Annotated in this window: 17 protein-coding genes; all 17 read right to left on the bottom strand. The window is 62.5% G+C overall.

The window, feature by feature from the left end; genetic code table 11:
• Positions 1-44: 44 nt before the first annotated feature.
• On the bottom strand, positions 45-1379 hold the full coding sequence (locus EAY64_RS02440; protein ID WP_103523200.1) for an ABC transporter substrate-binding protein: 1335 nt from the start codon (positions 1377-1379) through the stop codon (positions 45-47).
• 62 nt (positions 1380-1441) lie between these two features.
• A complete protein-coding gene (locus tag EAY64_RS02435; RefSeq protein ID WP_113023946.1) occupies positions 1442-2758 on the bottom strand; it encodes an ABC transporter permease subunit in 1317 nt (438 codons plus the stop codon).
• A gap of 75 nt (positions 2759-2833) precedes the next feature.
• Entirely contained in the window at positions 2834-3616 is a 783-nt protein-coding gene (locus EAY64_RS02430) for an ABC transporter ATP-binding protein (protein WP_103523199.1), read from the bottom strand.
• A gap of 22 nt (positions 3617-3638) precedes the next feature.
• Positions 3639-4814 carry an AMP-binding protein gene (locus EAY64_RS02425; RefSeq protein WP_103523198.1) on the bottom strand — a complete coding sequence of 392 codons (1176 nt, stop codon included), beginning with the start codon at positions 4812-4814 and terminating at the stop codon, positions 3639-3641.
• Positions 4815-4828: 14 nt separating this feature from the next.
• Complete coding sequence (sfnG, locus tag EAY64_RS02420; protein WP_103523197.1) at positions 4829-5932, bottom strand: dimethylsulfone monooxygenase SfnG; 1104 nt, start codon at positions 5930-5932, stop codon at positions 4829-4831.
• 55 nt (positions 5933-5987) lie between these two features.
• Positions 5988-6572, bottom strand: coding sequence for an FMN reductase (gene msuE, locus EAY64_RS02415; protein ID WP_103523196.1), 585 nt, complete (start codon positions 6570-6572; stop codon positions 5988-5990).
• A 61-nt stretch (positions 6573-6633) separates the two neighbouring features.
• Positions 6634-6801: a hypothetical protein gene (locus tag EAY64_RS20325; protein ID WP_158604597.1), complete on the bottom strand. Its 168-nt coding sequence runs from the start codon at positions 6799-6801 to the stop codon at positions 6634-6636.
• A 103-nt stretch (positions 6802-6904) separates the two neighbouring features.
• Entirely contained in the window at positions 6905-7714 is an 810-nt protein-coding gene (locus EAY64_RS02410; RefSeq protein WP_103523195.1) for a MetQ/NlpA family ABC transporter substrate-binding protein, read from the bottom strand.
• Between the two features lie 44 nt (positions 7715-7758).
• Positions 7759-9114 (bottom strand): LLM class flavin-dependent oxidoreductase, encoded by a 1356-nt coding sequence (locus EAY64_RS02405; RefSeq protein ID WP_103523194.1) that lies wholly within the window; start codon positions 9112-9114, stop codon positions 7759-7761.
• A 1-nt stretch (position 9115) separates the two neighbouring features.
• A complete protein-coding gene (locus EAY64_RS02400) occupies positions 9116-10333 on the bottom strand; it encodes an SfnB family sulfur acquisition oxidoreductase (protein WP_199734372.1) in 1218 nt (405 codons plus the stop codon).
• A 14-nt stretch (positions 10334-10347) separates the two neighbouring features.
• Entirely contained in the window at positions 10348-11553 is a 1206-nt protein-coding gene (locus EAY64_RS02395; protein WP_103523192.1) for an SfnB family sulfur acquisition oxidoreductase, read from the bottom strand.
• A 13-nt stretch (positions 11554-11566) separates the two neighbouring features.
• Positions 11567-12220 (bottom strand): methionine ABC transporter permease, encoded by a 654-nt coding sequence (locus tag EAY64_RS02390; protein ID WP_103523191.1) that lies wholly within the window; start codon positions 12218-12220, stop codon positions 11567-11569.
• Positions 12213-13322, bottom strand: a complete 1110-nt coding sequence (locus tag EAY64_RS02385; RefSeq protein ID WP_103523190.1) for a methionine ABC transporter ATP-binding protein — start codon at positions 13320-13322, stop codon at positions 12213-12215. Before EAY64_RS02385 ends, EAY64_RS02390 begins: the two co-directional genes overlap by 8 nt.
• A gap of 10 nt (positions 13323-13332) precedes the next feature.
• Positions 13333-14145: a MetQ/NlpA family ABC transporter substrate-binding protein gene (locus tag EAY64_RS02380; RefSeq protein ID WP_103523189.1), complete on the bottom strand. Its 813-nt coding sequence runs from the start codon at positions 14143-14145 to the stop codon at positions 13333-13335.
• Between the two features lie 195 nt (positions 14146-14340).
• Positions 14341-14931, bottom strand: coding sequence for a malonic semialdehyde reductase (locus EAY64_RS02375; protein ID WP_103523188.1), 591 nt, complete (start codon positions 14929-14931; stop codon positions 14341-14343).
• Between the two features lie 10 nt (positions 14932-14941).
• Positions 14942-15160 carry a TOBE domain-containing protein gene (locus tag EAY64_RS02370; protein ID WP_103523187.1) on the bottom strand — a complete coding sequence of 73 codons (219 nt, stop codon included), beginning with the start codon at positions 15158-15160 and terminating at the stop codon, positions 14942-14944.
• A 222-nt stretch (positions 15161-15382) separates the two neighbouring features.
• Positions 15383-16018: a peroxiredoxin gene (locus EAY64_RS02365; protein WP_103523186.1), complete on the bottom strand. Its 636-nt coding sequence runs from the start codon at positions 16016-16018 to the stop codon at positions 15383-15385.
• Positions 16019-16119: the final 101 nt, after the last annotated feature.

Genomic DNA, 16119 nt, shown 5'->3' with positions numbered 1-16119 from the left:
ACCCGGCGCAGCAAGCCGCGCCGGGCGTGGACGGGCTCAGGCCATCACGATTCCTTGCTGCAATCGCGCGGGGTGATGCCCTTTTCCTTGGCGTACTTGTGCGAGGAGTCCTCGATGATGGGGCGCAGCAGCTTGCGGTCGGCCTGTACCCACGGCGAAATCACTTTCCACTGCTGGCCGTCCCACTGCTGGAAGCGCACCGCGCCGCCGCCTTCGTGGTCGGCGCAGCTCAGTTGCAGCGGTTGCAACAGGCCCAGCGCGCCCACTTCCTTCAGGCGCTTGTCGTCAAAGTGCAGGTGCTCGAAGCCCCAGCGCACTTGCTCGCCGGTCAGCGGTTTCTTGCCGAACTTGGCCTGCGCCAGACGCACGGCTTCCACGTTCAGGATGCCGTTGACCACGCCCAGGTTGTAATACACCGTGCCAAAGCGCTTGGGGTCGGCCAGATTGCCCTTGCCCGCATCCAGCACGGTTTTCTTGATGCCTTGCAGCACCGGGAACTGGCTGCCGGAAGGATGGGTGGTGATGGAGATGAAACCCTTGGCAGCGGCACCGGCCGGGGCGGCGTCTTCTTCCGAGTTGCTCCAGATATTGCCGATGATGTGGTCAGCCGGATAACCGGTTTTCTGCGCGGTTTTCAGCGCCACCGGGTTCATCACGCCCCAGCCGCGCAGGATCACCCAGTCCGGCTTTTGCTGGCGGATGGTCAGCCATTGCGACTGCTGCTCGTTACCCGGATGTGGCACTTCCAGCGATACCAGCTGGAAGCCGTATTTCTTCGACAGCAGCTCCAGGATGGGGTTGGTTTCCTTGCCATAAGGCGAGCCGTGGTAGAGCACGGCAATCTTCTTGCCCTTCAGCTTGGCCAGGCCACCGGATTTCTGGCCGATGTAGTTGATGATGGCCGACACCTCGGAGTACGGGTTCAGCTGCAACGGGAACACATAGGGAAACACGCTGCCGTCGGTGGAGTCGGTACGGCCGTGGTTGATGGTGATCAGCGGCAGCTTGTCGGCGGTGGAGCGCTCCAGCGTGGCATAGGCAATGCCCACCGACAGCGGGTTGGTGGCAGCAGCCGGTGCGCCGTTCAGGCCCTTTTTCAGCCGCTCGTAGCACTCCACCCCTTTTTCCACCACGTATTCGGTTTCGCACTCACTCCAGGTCAGCTTGACGCCGTTGACGCCACCTTCCTTGATATTCACGTACTGCAGGTAATCAATGAAGCCACCAAAAAAGCCGGTGCCGCCAGCCGCATACGGCCCCACGCGGTAGCTTTGCAGCGGGAAATACTGCTCGCCGCCCGCCTGTGCCGTGGCCGATGCGGCCGCCAGGCCCAATGCCAGTACGACCGCCCCTTTCAGTGTGTGCAGATGATTTTTCATTATGGGTAAACTCCCTGGTTCAGTAGACAAAACTGCTAACGGAAACAACAAGACAAAAACGCTCAGAAACGCAGTGGCCACAGCCGGGCGCGGGCGCGCCAGCCTTGCCACAGCCGCGCCAGACCGTCCGGCTCCTTGATCAGGAACAGGATGATCAGCACGCCAAAGATGATTTTTTGCAGGTTCTCCAGCTGGCCGGCGGGCAGTACTCCGCTGAGCAAGCTGCCGGACAGGATGGACAGCACGATGGGCAGCAGCACGATGAAGGCCGCGCCCAGGAAATTACCCAGAATGCTGCCCATGCCGCCCAGGATGATGATGAACAGCACCTGAAACGAGCGGCTGAGATCAAAGCCATGCGGCTCCACCGTGCCCAGATAGGTAAACGCCCACAGGGAACCGGCCACCCCCAGGATGAAAGAGCTGATGGCAAAGGCCAGCAGTTTGGTGCGCAGGATGGGAATACCGATGACAGCCGCAGCGGTATCCATGTCACGCACCGCCATCCAGTTGCGACCCAGACTGCTGCGTACCAGATTGCCCGCCAGCACAAACAGCGGCAGCACCACGCTCAGCGTGAGCAGATAACGCCCGGCCGGGCTGCCAAAATCGTGACCGGCCACCAGCAGCGGCGGCGCGGTGATGACGCCGGATTCGTTACCGTTGGAGAACCAGGCAAATTTGGTCAGCAGCCATTCAACAAAAAACTGTGCCGCCAGCGTGGACACCAGCAGATAAAAGCCCTTGATGCGCAGGCTGGGCAGGCCAAACACCACCCCCACTGCCGCTGCCACCACGCCACCGGCAACAAAACTGAGCAAAAGCGGCAGGCCCGGCAGCAGGAATTGCAGCTTGTAACTGGCAAACGCCCCCACCGCCATGAAAGCGGCCGAACCCAGCGACAGCTGACCGGCATAGCCGGTGAGCAGGTTCAGCCCCAGCCCGGCCAGTGACAACACCAGGAAGGGAATCAGAATGGCGCTGAACCAGTAGTCGTTACCGATAAAGGGCAGCAAGCCGAAGGCCAGCGCCAGCAAGGCCCACAGCGCCTGGGCCACGCCTTCCACCACATAGCTCAGACCCAGCGTAGCCATGAACAGGGTGATGGGCGGCCGGTTCACCAGATGGCGCAGCACCAGCCGCTCCAGCAACAGCGCCAGCAGCAGCATGGACAATAGGCTCAGCACAAAGGCCAACCAAAATGGCAGGCCACGCTCCAGCAGGCTGACAAAGGTGAGTGCGGCAAACAGCACCATCGAACCCTGGGCAAAATTGAAGACCCCGCTGGCCTTGTAGATCAGCACGAAGCCGATGGCCACCAGCGAGTACATCACCCCGGCCAGCAAGCCGCCGAGCAGTACTTCCATGAAAAACGACATCAGACAGCCCCCTTACAGGTCCCCGCCCCGCGCGGGAATACCGGCGGGAACAAGGTGGATACGGATAAACAGGTTTCAGTGGCGCTGCTGGCCCAGATAGGCGGCAATCACCTCCGGCAGCGCACGCACCGCTGCGGGCTCGCCATCGCCGATCTTGCGGCCGTAGTCCAGCACTACCACGTGGTCGGACAGTTCCATCACCACGCCGATATCGTGCTCGATCAGCACGATGGTGGTGCCGAACACCTGGTTGACCTCGCGGATGAACTGGCTCATCTCGCGCTTTTCCTCGCGGTTCATCCCGGCCATGGGTTCATCCAGCAACAGCAGGCGTGGCCGGGCTGCCAATGCGCGCCCCAGTTCCACCCGCTTTTGCAGGCCATAGGGCAGCTGGCCCACCGGGGTATGGCGCCAGGCTTGCAGGCGCAGGAAGGCAATCACCTCCTCGGCTACCGCGCGCTGGGCTTCTTCATCGGCCTCCGCACGGCCCAGCCGGAAAGCCTGTTCCAGCCAGCTGCTGCGGCTGGCCAGGTTGCGGCCGGTGAGGATGTTGTCCAGCACACTCATGCCCTTGAACAGCGCAATGTTCTGAAAGGTGCGGGCAATGCCTGCCACCGCCGCTTCGTGCGGCTGCATGGCGCGGCGGGCGCGCCCGGCAAAGCGGATTTCCCCTTGCTGCGGCTGGTACACCCCGTTGATGACATTGAGCAAGGAGCTTTTGCCCGCGCCATTGGGGCCGATCAGCGCGCAGATCTCCCCTTCGGCCACGTCAAAGCCGATGTCGGTCACCGCCTTGACACCCTTGAAGCTCAGGGAGATGTGCGCCAGGCTCAGCAAGGGCGCTACGGTCTGGGACATAGTGTGGTTTCCATTTCTTGATTCAGGCTTGCAACGGTGGCGTACCGCTTTGCAGCCATTGACGTGTGCCGCTTTCCGCTTCGGCTTGCAGCGGCCGTTGCTGCCACTCGGCGTTGTCCGGCCAGTTGCGCACATCTACCCCCAGCACGGCAAAGAAGTGGCGGGTGTTTTCCGCTAGCGGCACACCCAGCAGCAACGGCACCCGGGTACGGCTGAAGCCCAGCACGTCGCGCAGCGGGCGAATCACGCTGTAATACCCGGCCCAGCGCCAGAAGCGCCCGGCGTCCGGCTGCAGCACCCGGTCCACCAGCGCGCGTTGCCAGCTGCCAGTAGGTGGCAGACGGCTGCGTGCCAGTTGTTCCAGCCGGCTGTAGGTTTCCCGCGTACCGGCCACCAGGGTGGGCCCCAGTTCGCGGCGGTCGTTGTCGCGCGTGGCCAGGTTTTCCGGGAAATTCAGCCGGAAACCGGCTTGCAGCCACGGTGCCAGCAGGTAGCGCACCTGGGCGGAACTGGCAAAGGCACGCGAGGCCAGGGCGTCTTCATTGGCAGTCAGGCCCTCGGCCTGTAACAGCTGGCTGCCCGCCTGCAGCAAATGGCCATGCTGCAAGGCCTGCTGTTGCAGCTCGCCCCGGCCATCCACGCGCCAGAAGCGGAAGGCCACCGCGCTGTTACTGGCCAGCAGCGCGGGCGCAGGCAAGGCCGCGCCTGCTTGCTGCAACTGGGCTACCGACAGCCAGCCCGGCCCTACCCGCTGCTGCAAGCCACGCCCTTCGGCGTAGAGCAATAGCGCGGGGCTGGGCAGGTCGCACGGCAGGCTATTGAGGGCCTCGGCATCCTCCACCAGCAGCCAGCGCGGCTGTAAATGCTGCAAAATGGCCTGCAAGTCGCGCGCCGGCTGGTGCGGGTCCAGCGCCACCGCCTCGCCGCCCAGCCACTGCGCTGCCAGGCTCAGCAGCAGCACTTCGGGACGCGGGTGACTGAGCAACACCAGGCTGTGCCCGGCCGCAAAGCCTTGCGCCGCCAGGCCAGCCGCCAGTGCAGCCACCTGCTGCTGCAGCTCGACCCAGCGCCATTGCTGCCAGATGCCCAGCCGCTTGTGGCGCAAGGCAATGGCCTGCGGCTGTTGCTGGGCCTGCCATGCCAGCCAGGCTGGCAGGCTGGTGCTGGCTGGCTGCGGAGCTTCCTGATGTCGCTTCATCACCCTTGCTCCTGTCAGGCGGCTACGGCTTCGTGCGCTTTGGCGCGCGCTTCCAGCTCACGCACCAGCGGCAGCACTTTTTCGCCGAAGTAGGCCACTTCTTCCTGGAAGTGCAGGAAGCCGCCCAGCACCAGGTCCACCCCCACCGCCTTCAGGGCGACGATGCGCTCGGCAATCTGCTGCGGGGTGCCGATCAGATTGGTCTTGAAGCCGTCGTTGTACTGCACCAGGTCTTCAAAAGTGGACTTGGCCCAGTTGCCCTCGCCTTCCGGGCTGGCCTGACCGGCCTGCTTCACCGCATCGCCAAAGGCATTGACAGCTTCCGGGTCGGCCTTGTCGATGATTTCGGCCAGCACGGCGCGGGCTTCTTCTTCGGTATCGCGGGCAATGATGAAGGCGTTGACGCCAATCTTGACCTGATGGCCGTTGACTGCTGCCTTGGCGCGGATGTCATCCACCTGCGCCTTGATGCCCTCTACCGTATTGCCGTTGGTGAAGTACCAGTCGGACACACGCGAAGCCATGTCACGCGCGGCACGCGAGCTGCCACCCTGGAAGATTTCCGGGTGCGGCTGTTGCAGCGGTTTCGGCTTCAGGGTGTAGTCGCTGAAGCGGTAGAAATCGCCCTTGAAGCTGAAGTTGTCCTGGGTCCAGATGCCCTTGAGCACGCGGATGAATTCTTCCGAACGGCGATAGCGTTCGTCATGCTCCAGCCACGGTTCGCCAATGGCAGTGAATTCGCCCTGGAACCAGCCGGAAACGATATTGACGGCGACGCGGCCACCGGTGAGGTGGTCGATGGTGGCAATCTGCTTGGCCAGCACCGCCGGGGTCCACGGGCCGGGCAGAATGGCGGCAATTACCCGCAGTTTTTCAGTGGCGGCCAGCAGCGCATGGCTGAAGGAAACCGACTCGTGCTGGTATTCCGCGCCATAACCGGCGGTAAAGCGGATTTGCGACAGCGCATATTCAAAGCCAGCCTTCTCGGCGATTTGCGCCAGCTTGCGGTTGTAGTCGATATCCCAGCTGGTGCGCTGTTCGATCTTGCTGACCACCAGACCACCGCTGACATTGGGTACCCAGTAGGCAAACTTGATGGCGTTTTGTGCTTGGCTCATGTGATTTCTCCGCGAGTTAAAGTAGGCAATTCAAAGTGGGCAAGACGGGCTTGATTCAAACAGGGGCAGCGACAGCAGCATCTGTGCTGGCAATCAGCGGCTGGCGATGGCTGATCAGCGGCAAGGCGCGCTCCACCGCCAGACGGATGCGGGCCTGCAAGGCGCTGTCGCTGACCTGGTAGTCGGTAAAGTCGGCCTCGGCGGCGTAGATACCCAGCGGCAGGGTTTGCGCCTGGAAGAAGCTGAACAAGGGGCGCAGCTGATGTTCGATCACCAGCGCATGGCGCTCGCTGCCACCGGTGGCAGCCAGCAGCACCGGCAGGTCGAACAGGGCTTCGTGATGCACGAAATCAAAGAAATGCTTGAACAGGCCGGTGTAGCTGGCGCGGTAAACCGGGCTGGCGACAATCAGCAAATCAGCCTGCTCCACCGCCTGAATGGCTTCGCGCACGGTGTCCGGCAAGTCGGCCGGGCGGGTAACAGCACCGTAGTGCGGAGCCAGCTCGCCCAGTTCGATCACGCGGGCGTGCAGCGGCAGGTGGCCGGACAATTCCGCCAGTACGGCTTGTACCAGCGCCAGGGTGCGCGAGGGGCGCTGCAGGCTGCCGGAAACGGCAACGATATTGAAGGTGTGGCTCATGACTGCTCCATCATCAGGGTCTGCCTAATGATTAGCAGTAAGCGTGCCAGCTTTTATTTCCTTAATTATCAACATCTTGCATGATTTTTTGCCTGTGCAGCGGCTGCTGCTGCCGCACCACCCTGCTGGCCGACTGCTGCTTGTGCAGCACTGCAGCAATACGGGAAATCAAAGCAGAAAATCCGATATCACCGCTGGCCACCACAAAAGACGACAGGCACTCCCCCAAGGGGAGTGCCTGTCGGATACATCGTCATTGCAGCGGCTTTAACGCGCTTGGGGTCGGTGTGGCCGGCTTGTCATGGCCGCTAACCTAGCGAAGCCACGGCTGTTCATTTAAGCCAGGCCAGGCTGTAGAGCTTGTCGTTGTTGGCGTAAGACTTGCGGATCTGCGCCTTCACTGCCGGGGAGTTCTGGTAGATCTGCACAAACTTCAACAGGCGCGGATCGCGGGCATTGTCTTCGCGGGCGACAAAGCGCAGGGCGTATTGCTCGTCATCCTTGCCGGAGAAAATCAACGCACTACCGGGGTCGAAGGCATGTGCCGCCACGATGAAGTGCGGATAGCCCTGCGCCAGATCGACATCATTCACCACCCGCACCAGTTGCGGCCCTTCCACCTCGACAAACTCCAGCTTGCGCGGATTGCTGACAATATCGCTCAGCTTGCCACGCGCGCCCACGCCGTCGCGCAGCTTGATCAGCCCGGCTTTTTGCAGCAACAGCAAGCCACGGCCCTGATTGATGGGGTCGCTGGCAATGGCCACCTTGGCACCGCTTTTCAGCTCGGAAAACTGCTTGATACGGCTGGAGTACAGGCCGATATTGGCCAGGATGCCCAAGCCTACCGGCTTGAAATGATAGCCCTGGGTCTTGATCACATTGTCGAGAAAGGCCTGGTGCTGGAAGTAATTGGCATCCAGATCCTTGCTGGCCAAGGCAACATTGGGGGTGGTCCAGTCGGAAAACTCCACTACCTCCACCTCCAGCCCCTGCTTTTTCGCCTCTTGCGCGGCCACCTGTACCGAGTCGGCATAGGCGCCGGGTGTAACGCCAATTTTCAATGCGGCAGCCAGTGCGCCTTGTGCCAGCAGCAGGCCGACCAGCGCCAGCGCGCCCAGTTTTTTCTGGTGATGCTTCATGATTTTCCCTTGAGTGTGTGATGTTGTTTTGATTGTTCGGCGCTTCAGCGTGGCCGGTAGCCTGCCCCGGCATGGCGCTGCGGCAGCCTGTCGCCCTCGGCAAACAGCTTGTGGCGCAGGCTGCCTTCGGCGTATGCCGTCTTGTAACTGCCACGGTTTTGCAGCTCCGGAATCACCAGGTCGATAAAGTCTTCGTAGCTTTCCGGGGTCACGGTGCGCGACAGGTTGAAGCCATCCACCCCCACCTCGTTGACCCAGCTTTCCAGCTCGTCCGCCACGCTGGCGGCATCGCCCACCAGCGTCGGGTAACGGCTGCCCAGACGGAAGCGTTCCAGCAACTTGCGCCGGGTCAGCTGGTTGGCGGCGGCGGTTTTGGCTGCCGACTGGATGGCATTGCTGCCACCGTATTCAATCGGGTCGTCCAGGCCATAACGGCTGAAGTCCACCCCGATGCTGCTGGCAAAATGGGCGAGGCCCGCTTCCGGGCTGGCGTACTGCCAGTAGTCGTCGAATTTTTCCTGTGCCTCGGCCTGGGTCTGGCCTACCACGGCGGCGATGCCGATGAAGATTTTCACATCCTCTGCACGGCGACCGGCGGCCACCGCCTGTCGGCGGATGTCCTGCACCAGCTGGCGGGTCTTGTCCTTGTCCTGCGCGGCTATGAAGATGCCTTCGGCGTGGCGGGCGGCAAACAGCTGGCCACGCTCCGAACTGCCGGCCTGAAACAGCACCGGCGTGCGCTGGCGCGAAGGCTCGCTCAGGTGGTAGCCATCCAGCTGGTAGAACGGCCCCTGATGATTGATGCGATGAATGCGACTGGCATCAGCAAACACCCGTGCCGCCTTGTCGCGCCGCACTGCCTCGTCTTCCCAGCTGCCTTCCCACAGCTTGTACAGCAGCTCCAGATAATCATCGGCGCGGTCGTAGCGCTGGTCGTGTTCGTCCTGGGTCAGCAGGCCCATGGCGCGTGCGCCGCTGTCCAGATAGCCGGTAACGATATTCCAGCCGGCACGGCCACCAGTGAGGTGGTCGAGCGTGGACATGCGCCGGGCAAACAGATAAGGCGGCTCGTAGCTGAGATTGGCGGTGACGCCAAAGCCCAGATGTTGTGTCACCGCCGCCATGGCCGGCACCAGCAGCAAGGGGTCGTTGACCGGCAGCTGGATGGCTTCGCGTGCGGTCAGGTCTATCGACTGCTGGTACACATCGTAGACACCGATGATGTCGGCGATGAACAGGCCGTCGAACAGGCCGCGCTCCAGTGTTCTGGCCAGCTCGGTCCAGTAAGACAGCGTGTTGTAGTCCACCGAATTGTCACGCGGATGGGTCCACAGGCCGTGGTTGATGTGGCCGACGCAATTCATGTTGAAGGCGTTGAGCAGAATCTGTTTTTTGCTCATGTCACAAAGCTCCGTGGCGCGGCGGCAAGACATCATTCAGCACATAGTTGCCGACGGCGAAAAACTTCCAGCGCACCGGATCATGCAGGGTGTGCACGCGAGCATTGCGCCAGTAGCGGTCCAGATTGCGCTCGCCCAGCGTGGCGCTGGTGCCGGACAGTTCGAATAGCTGATTGGCGGCCAGCAGCGCCACTTCGGTAGTCAGCACCTTGGCTTCAGCCACGGCCACCGAGGCCTCGGCCACGCTGCGCGCATCGGGAAAGGCCTGCTGTTGCAGTGCATCCAGTACGCGGCCAGCCCGGTGCAGCAAGGCATCCGCCGCACGCAGGCGCACTTGCACATTGCCCACCCGCTCCAGCAGCAAGGGGTCGCGGCTGGCCTTGTCCACGCCGGCATCTATCCATGGCCGCGCATGTTCACGCACATAGTGCAGGGTTTCCTGATAGGCCCCGCGTGCCTGGCCACTGTCGATGGCGCAGTGCAGCAGCTGGGCAAACGGGCCAATGGAGGTGGGGCGGTCAAACGAGGCCTTGAACGGCACGATCCACTCCGGCTCCACCCATACCTGCTTGAAGCTGACCGAGCCGCTGCCGGTGACGCGCTGGCCGAAGCCATCCCAGTCATCGGTAATTTCCACGCCATCACTGTGGCGCGGAATGAAGGCCAGATAGCTGTCCTGGTTGTCATCCACCACCAGCGTGGGAATCCACTGCGCATACAGCGCACCGGTGCAGTAGAACTTCTGCCCGCTGACGCGATAGCCCTTGCCCTCCGGCGTCAGCCGGGTGCGGCGCTGGTAATCCTTGTGGCCGATTTCGGCCAGTGCATTGCCAAAGCGCACGCCATCCAGCGCCAGGCCGTAGAAAAAGCGCTTTTGCGCTGCGCTGCCGCCCACGCGCAGCACTTCCAGCGCGTAGTAGTGGTTTTGCGGAATCTGCGCCAGCGAACCATCGGCGGAGCTGATGGTGGCAATGACTTCGGCCAGCGTGACATGGGACACGCCGGCCCCGCCGAACTCGCGCGGCACGGTAATGCCCCACAGCCCGCTCTGGCTGAAGCTTTCCAGCTCTGCCCACGGCAGGATGCGCTCGCGATCACGCCGCGCCGCATCGGGGGCGAAATCAGCAGCCAGGCGCTGCGCCAGCTGCAAGGCTTCCTCATCGCTGGCAATGCGATGGGCTGATCGTTGGTTGATATCCAAAACGGCCGGTGCGCTCATGAATGGTTCTCCTTTCAATTCCATTGATGGCGCGCGGGGAAGGCGCCGTTCAGGTGGTACTGGCCGATGGCGTGGTATTTCCAGCGCACCGGATCGTGCAGGGTGTGCACCCGGGCATTGCGCCAGTGGCGGTCCAGCTGGTGGCGTGCACGGGTGGCGGACGAACCGGCCAGCTCGAACAGCTTTTCGCTGGCTTGCAGGGCGATTTCGGTGGTCAGCACCTTGGCCTCGGCCACGGCAATGGATGCCTCGGCACTGATGGCATCGCTGATATCACCGGCCAGCAGGCGGTCCAGCGTGCGCGCGGCATTGTCCAGCACCTCCTGCGCAGCATGCAGATCGATCTGCAGCCGACCGATGGCATGGATGACAAAGGGGTCGTCACTGGCCCGCGCCACGCCGGAATCCAGCCAGGGCCGGGCATGTTCGCGCACGAAGAGGATGGCATCGCGCAGGGCTGCCTCGGCGATGCCGGCATCAATCGATGCCTGGATCAGCTGGGAAACCGGCCCGGTGAGATTGGGCCGGTCGGCCAGCTGCCATACCGGCAAGAGATGCGCTTCGTCCACCAGCACCTGCTCGAAACGCACAGAGCCGCTGGCCGTGGTGCGCTGGCCAAACGACGACCAGTCATCGATGACTTCCACCCCCGGCGCATGGCGCGGCACCAGCACCTGCACCGTCAGCCCGGACTCATCCTTGGCCCGGGTGGGAATCCAGTCGGCAAACAGGGCGCCGGTAGAGTAAAAACGCTGGCCGCTCAGCCGCAGCCTGTCCGCGCCGCGCTGCAGCCGCGTGCTCAGTTGCAGCATGGACTGCTGACCTTTTTCCGGCCCGGCATTACCCAGCCGCCGCCCGGACAGCACTTCGCTATAGATGAAGCGCAGCTGCGCCGGCGTGGCCAGCAGGCGGAACACTTCCAGCACGGCAAAGTGGTTTTGCGGAATCTGCCCCAGCGAGGGGTCGGCCGCGCACAGAATGCGGAACACCTGCGACAGCGTCAGCAGGCTGACGCCAGCGCCGCCATACGCTTTGGGCACGGTGATGCCGCCCAGGCCGCTGGCCGAATACTGTGCCAGTTCGGCCCAGGGCAGACGCCGTTCGCGGTCACGCAGCCCGGCCTCCTGGGCAAACTGTGCCGCCAGCCGGCGGGCTACTTCCAGCGCCTCGGCATCACTGCGGATCAACGCCGCTTCCTGGAACAATGCTTGATGACTCATGACAACTCCTGTTTCATTGACGATGGTTCAGCCGGCGCGCCAGGGCATCGCCCACGGTCTGCACCACGCTGACCAGCACGATCAGGCCAAGCAGTACCGACACCATCACCTGGGTGTCGAAACGCTGATAACCATAACGAATGGCCACATCCCCCAGCCCGCCAGCCCCCACCGCACCGGCCATGGCCGAGGAGCCGATCATCGCCACCAGGGTGATGGTGAGGCCGGACACGATGCCGGGCAGCGCCTCCGGCAGCAGCACCTGCCACAGCACGTCGCGGCGGCGGCCTCCCATGGCCTGCACCGCTTCGATCAGGCCACGGTCCACCTCGCGCAGGCTGACTTCAGCGATGCGGGCAAAAAACGGAATCCCCGCCACCGACAAGGGCACGGCCGCCGCCCACACGCCGATGGTGGTGCCCACCACCAGCCGGGTGAATGGCAGCAAGACCACCAGCAAAATGATGAATGGCACCGAGCGGAATACATTGACCACGCTGCCCACCCCGCGGTTGAGCCAGGGCCGGGCATACAGGTCGCCCGGGCCGGTGGTGACCAGCAGCAAGGCCAGCGCCAGCCCGAACAAGGCCGATACCAGCGCCGACACACTGACCATCTGCAGGGTTTGCCAGGTGGCTGTCAGATACAAATCAACAAAATCAGGCATGGTCCAGATACCCCAGGATGCGAATATTGCCGACCGGCACGGCCAGCTGACGGGCCAGATCGCCCAGACGATTGCGTGACTGCGGTGCGCAAGCCAGCACCAGCCGCCCCTGCGCCCGGCCCTGAATGCGCTCCACCCCGCCATGCAGCAGACGGGTGGCCGGACCCAGCGCGGCCACCAGCGGGCCCAGCGCCGGGTCTTGCCCGCTGACCCCGTCCAGCCGCACATCCAGCAGCAGTTCGGACTGGGCCGTTGCCGGCTCGCTGGCAATACGGCCCTGCACGTCGGGCGGCAACTCGTGCACCAGCGATGCCAGCAAGGCGCGGGTGGCTTCGGCCTGCGGTGCACCAAACACCTGCCACACCGGCCCCAGCTCCACCACCCGCCCCGCTTCCAGTACGGCCACGCGGTCGCAGATTTCGCGGATCACCGCCATTTCATGGGTAATCAGCACCACGGTGACATTCAACTGCCGGTTGATGTCGCGCAGCAGCGCCAGGATGGACTGGGTTGTTTCCGGGTCCAGTGCCGAGGTGGCCTCGTCACACAGCAGGATGTCCGGCCGGTGTGCCAGCGCCCGGGCAATGCCCACCCGCTGCTTCTGCCCGCCGGACAGCCGTGCCGGGTAGACATCGCGCTTGCCCTCCAGCCCGACCAGGCGCAGCAGCTCGTCAACACGCTGCTCGATCTCCACGGCAGCCACCCCGGCTATCTTCAAGGGCAGGCCGATGTTCTGCGCCACCGTGCGCGAGGACAGCAGGTTGAAATGCTGGAAAATCATGCCGATGCCACGGCGCGCCTGCGCCAGCTGGGCCTCGTTCAGCCCGGACAGGTCACGCCCGCCCACCAGCACACGCCCGCTACTGGGCTGTTCCAGCCGGTTGATGATGCGCAGCAGGGTTGATTTGCCGGCGCCGCTGCGGCCGATGATGCCGAATATTTCGCCGCGCTGGATGCCGAACTCCACCTCCTGCAAGGCCTGTACGCTGCGCCCGCCGGCCTGGAACTGCCGGCTCAGCTGCTGGAATTCCACCAGCACTTCGGCCTCCCTCGGCGCGGCGGCCGGCGGTGTGCTCAGCAAGATATCTGCCCGTGCATTCATGTCCTGCTCCTTACAGCCAGGCCGGGGCGTACAGCTTGCCGAACACCTTGTCCAGCGAAGCGCGCACCAGCTTCGAGTGTTGATAGATGGCAATGAAGCGGCGGATTTGCGGGTTGTTCACGTCCTGTTTGCGTACCACCCACTGCAGGGCGTAGATCCTGTTTTCCAGGCCATCGAACAGCAGCGCATTGTCCGGGTTGTCACCAGCCAGCTTGAGAAAGGACGGGTAGCCTTGCGCCAGATCCACATCATCCAGCGAGCGCGCCAGTTGCGAGGCTTCCAGCTGTACGATTTGCAGCTTGCGCGGATTGGCCACGATGTCCTGGATGGTGGCCTTGTAACCCAGCCCCGGCTTGAGCCGGATCAGTCCGGCTTTTTCCAGCAGCAGCAAGCCACGGCCGCCATTGACCGGGTCCCCGGCAATCGCCACCTTGGCGCCCTGCGGGATCTGGGCAAAGGATTGCCATTTGTGCGAGTACAGGCCGATTTTCATGATGGTGCCGGGGGCAATCGGCACAAAATCGTAGCCACCCTGCTTCTTGGCATTTTCCAGAAAGGGAATGTGCTGGAAGTAATTGACATCGATATCGCCATTGGCCAGCGCGGCATTCGGGGTATTCCAGTCGGAAAACTCCACCAGCTCCACATTCAGCCCCTGGGCCTTGGCTTCCTTCACTGCAATTTGCAGCGACTCGATTTGCGGCGTGGACGACACGCCCACCTTGATGCCGTTGGCCCCGGCCACGGCCAGCGAACTGACAGCCAGCAGCAGCGTGGCCAGCACACTGCCCCAGCGTGAAGATTTGATTATTGATGGCTGCATTGCAGACTCCCGGATGGTGGCTGCCACTAGTGGGTGGGCAGCTCTTGCAGCCCACAGACTAACCATCCAGCATGCATCAACAAACCAATAAAATCGCCGTTTTATATCTTAAATTCAGATAAATACCGGCAAATGACGACAAAAACCACCCATGCATACACAGGGGCGGTTTCTTGTTTCAGGCGACAGCTCAGGTCAGACGATGGCAGCTGCCTGCGCAAAGTCCAGCCGTGGGCCGCGAGGTGGCTGACCGTCGTGCACGCCATAGCCCAGGTTCACCAGCAACAGGCTGCGCCACTGCCCGTCCGGGAAGAAGGCCGCATCCACCGCTGCCGCATCAAAGCCGGCCATCGGTCCGGCATCCAGGCCCAGCGCCCTTGCCGCCAGGATCAGATAGCCCGCCTGCAGGCTGGCATTGGTGCGGGCATGCGGCTCGATCAGCTGCGGCAGGCCATCATAAAAACCCTTGGCGTCGTATGCCGGATACTGCTCAGGCAGATGCTGATGAAAGGCCGGGTCCCAGGCCAGCACCACGGTGAGCGGTGCGGCGGAGGTCTTGTCGCGATTGCCGGATGACAGCGTGGGCAGCAGCTTTTGGCGTGCCTCGACACTGTGAATGAACAGATAACGGCCCGGCTGGCCATTAAAGGCGGTTGGCCCCCATTTCAGCAGCGCGTACAGCTGGCGGATGGTGTCCTCGGTTACCGGACGCGCCTGAAAATGATGGGTGGACCGTGCCTGGACAAACAACTGGTCCAGGGCTTGCGCTGACAGTGGCGAGCTCATGCCTGCCTCCTCAGGCCAGCGTGGCAATCGACACTTCGGTCGACTTGACGAAGGCCACCACCGGCGAGCCGACTTTCAGTTGCAGCTCGCGCACCGAACGGGTGGTAATCACCGAGGTAACAATGCCGGAGGCGGTTTCGACATCGACTTCCGACAGTACCGGCCCTTCCAGGATTTCCTTGATAACGCCTTTGAACTGGTTACGTACATTGATCGACTGAATGCTCATGGGATGGTCTTTCTCGTGGGTTTGGCCGCTGCGGCTGATACAAACCACGGTAACAGAGCTTTTTTATATCGATAAGTAAGAAAAAATGCGCTGTTTAGCAGAAATTTCGCTAACAACATCAGTGCCGCGCAGGCAAAAAAAATGCCGGATCGCAAGATCCGGCTGAAGAAGAGACATGCAAGAAGGAGAAACAGAGACAACTCAGAACAACAACAAATTCGATCAGACAGGCTGGGGCGTCAGTCGCAGATAAGGTCTGACTGCGCGATAGCCCTGGGGGAATTTCTGGCGGATCAGCGCCTCATCCTGCAGCGAGGGCACAATCACCACTTCCTGCCCCTGCTCCCAGTTGGCAGGTGTGGCAACACTGTGCTTGTCGGTCAGCTGCAGCGAGTCGATCACCCGCAGGATTTCCTTGAAATTGCGCCCGGTACTGGCCGGATAGGTAATGATCAGCCGCACCTTGTGTGACGGATCGATAATGAACAGCGAGCGCACGGTATGGGTGCTGCTGGCATTGGGGTGAATCAGGTCGTAAGCCTCGGACACCTTGCGGTCGGCATCGGCAATGATGGGAAAATCCACCACGGCCTGCTGGGTGTCGTTGATATCGGCAATCCAGCCGTGGTGAGCCTCGAGCGGATCGACCGACAAGGCCAGCACCTTGACATTGCGCTGGCTGAATTCCTGCTGCAGCTTGGCGGTCACCCCCAGCTCGGTAGTGCACACCGGGGTGTAATCGGCCGGGTGGGAAAACAGCACAGCCCAGCTGTCGCCCTTCCAGGCATGGAAGCTCAGCTCACCCGCCGTGGATTGCTGACTGAAGTCGGGTGCGATATCGCCAAGTCGCAGTGTCATATTGTTTCCTGTTCGGTGTGATTGCGGTATGGGCTTGGCGCCGCTAACAAAAACCCTGCGGCGGCGTTGCGCCTCCTTGCCGTACGCAGTGTACTGTCTGC

This window comes from Aquitalea palustris (genome assembly GCF_003693445.1).
Lineage (GTDB): Bacteria > Pseudomonadota > Gammaproteobacteria > Burkholderiales > Chromobacteriaceae > Aquitalea > Aquitalea palustris.
This window is presented reverse-complemented; position numbering and strand designations above follow the sequence as displayed.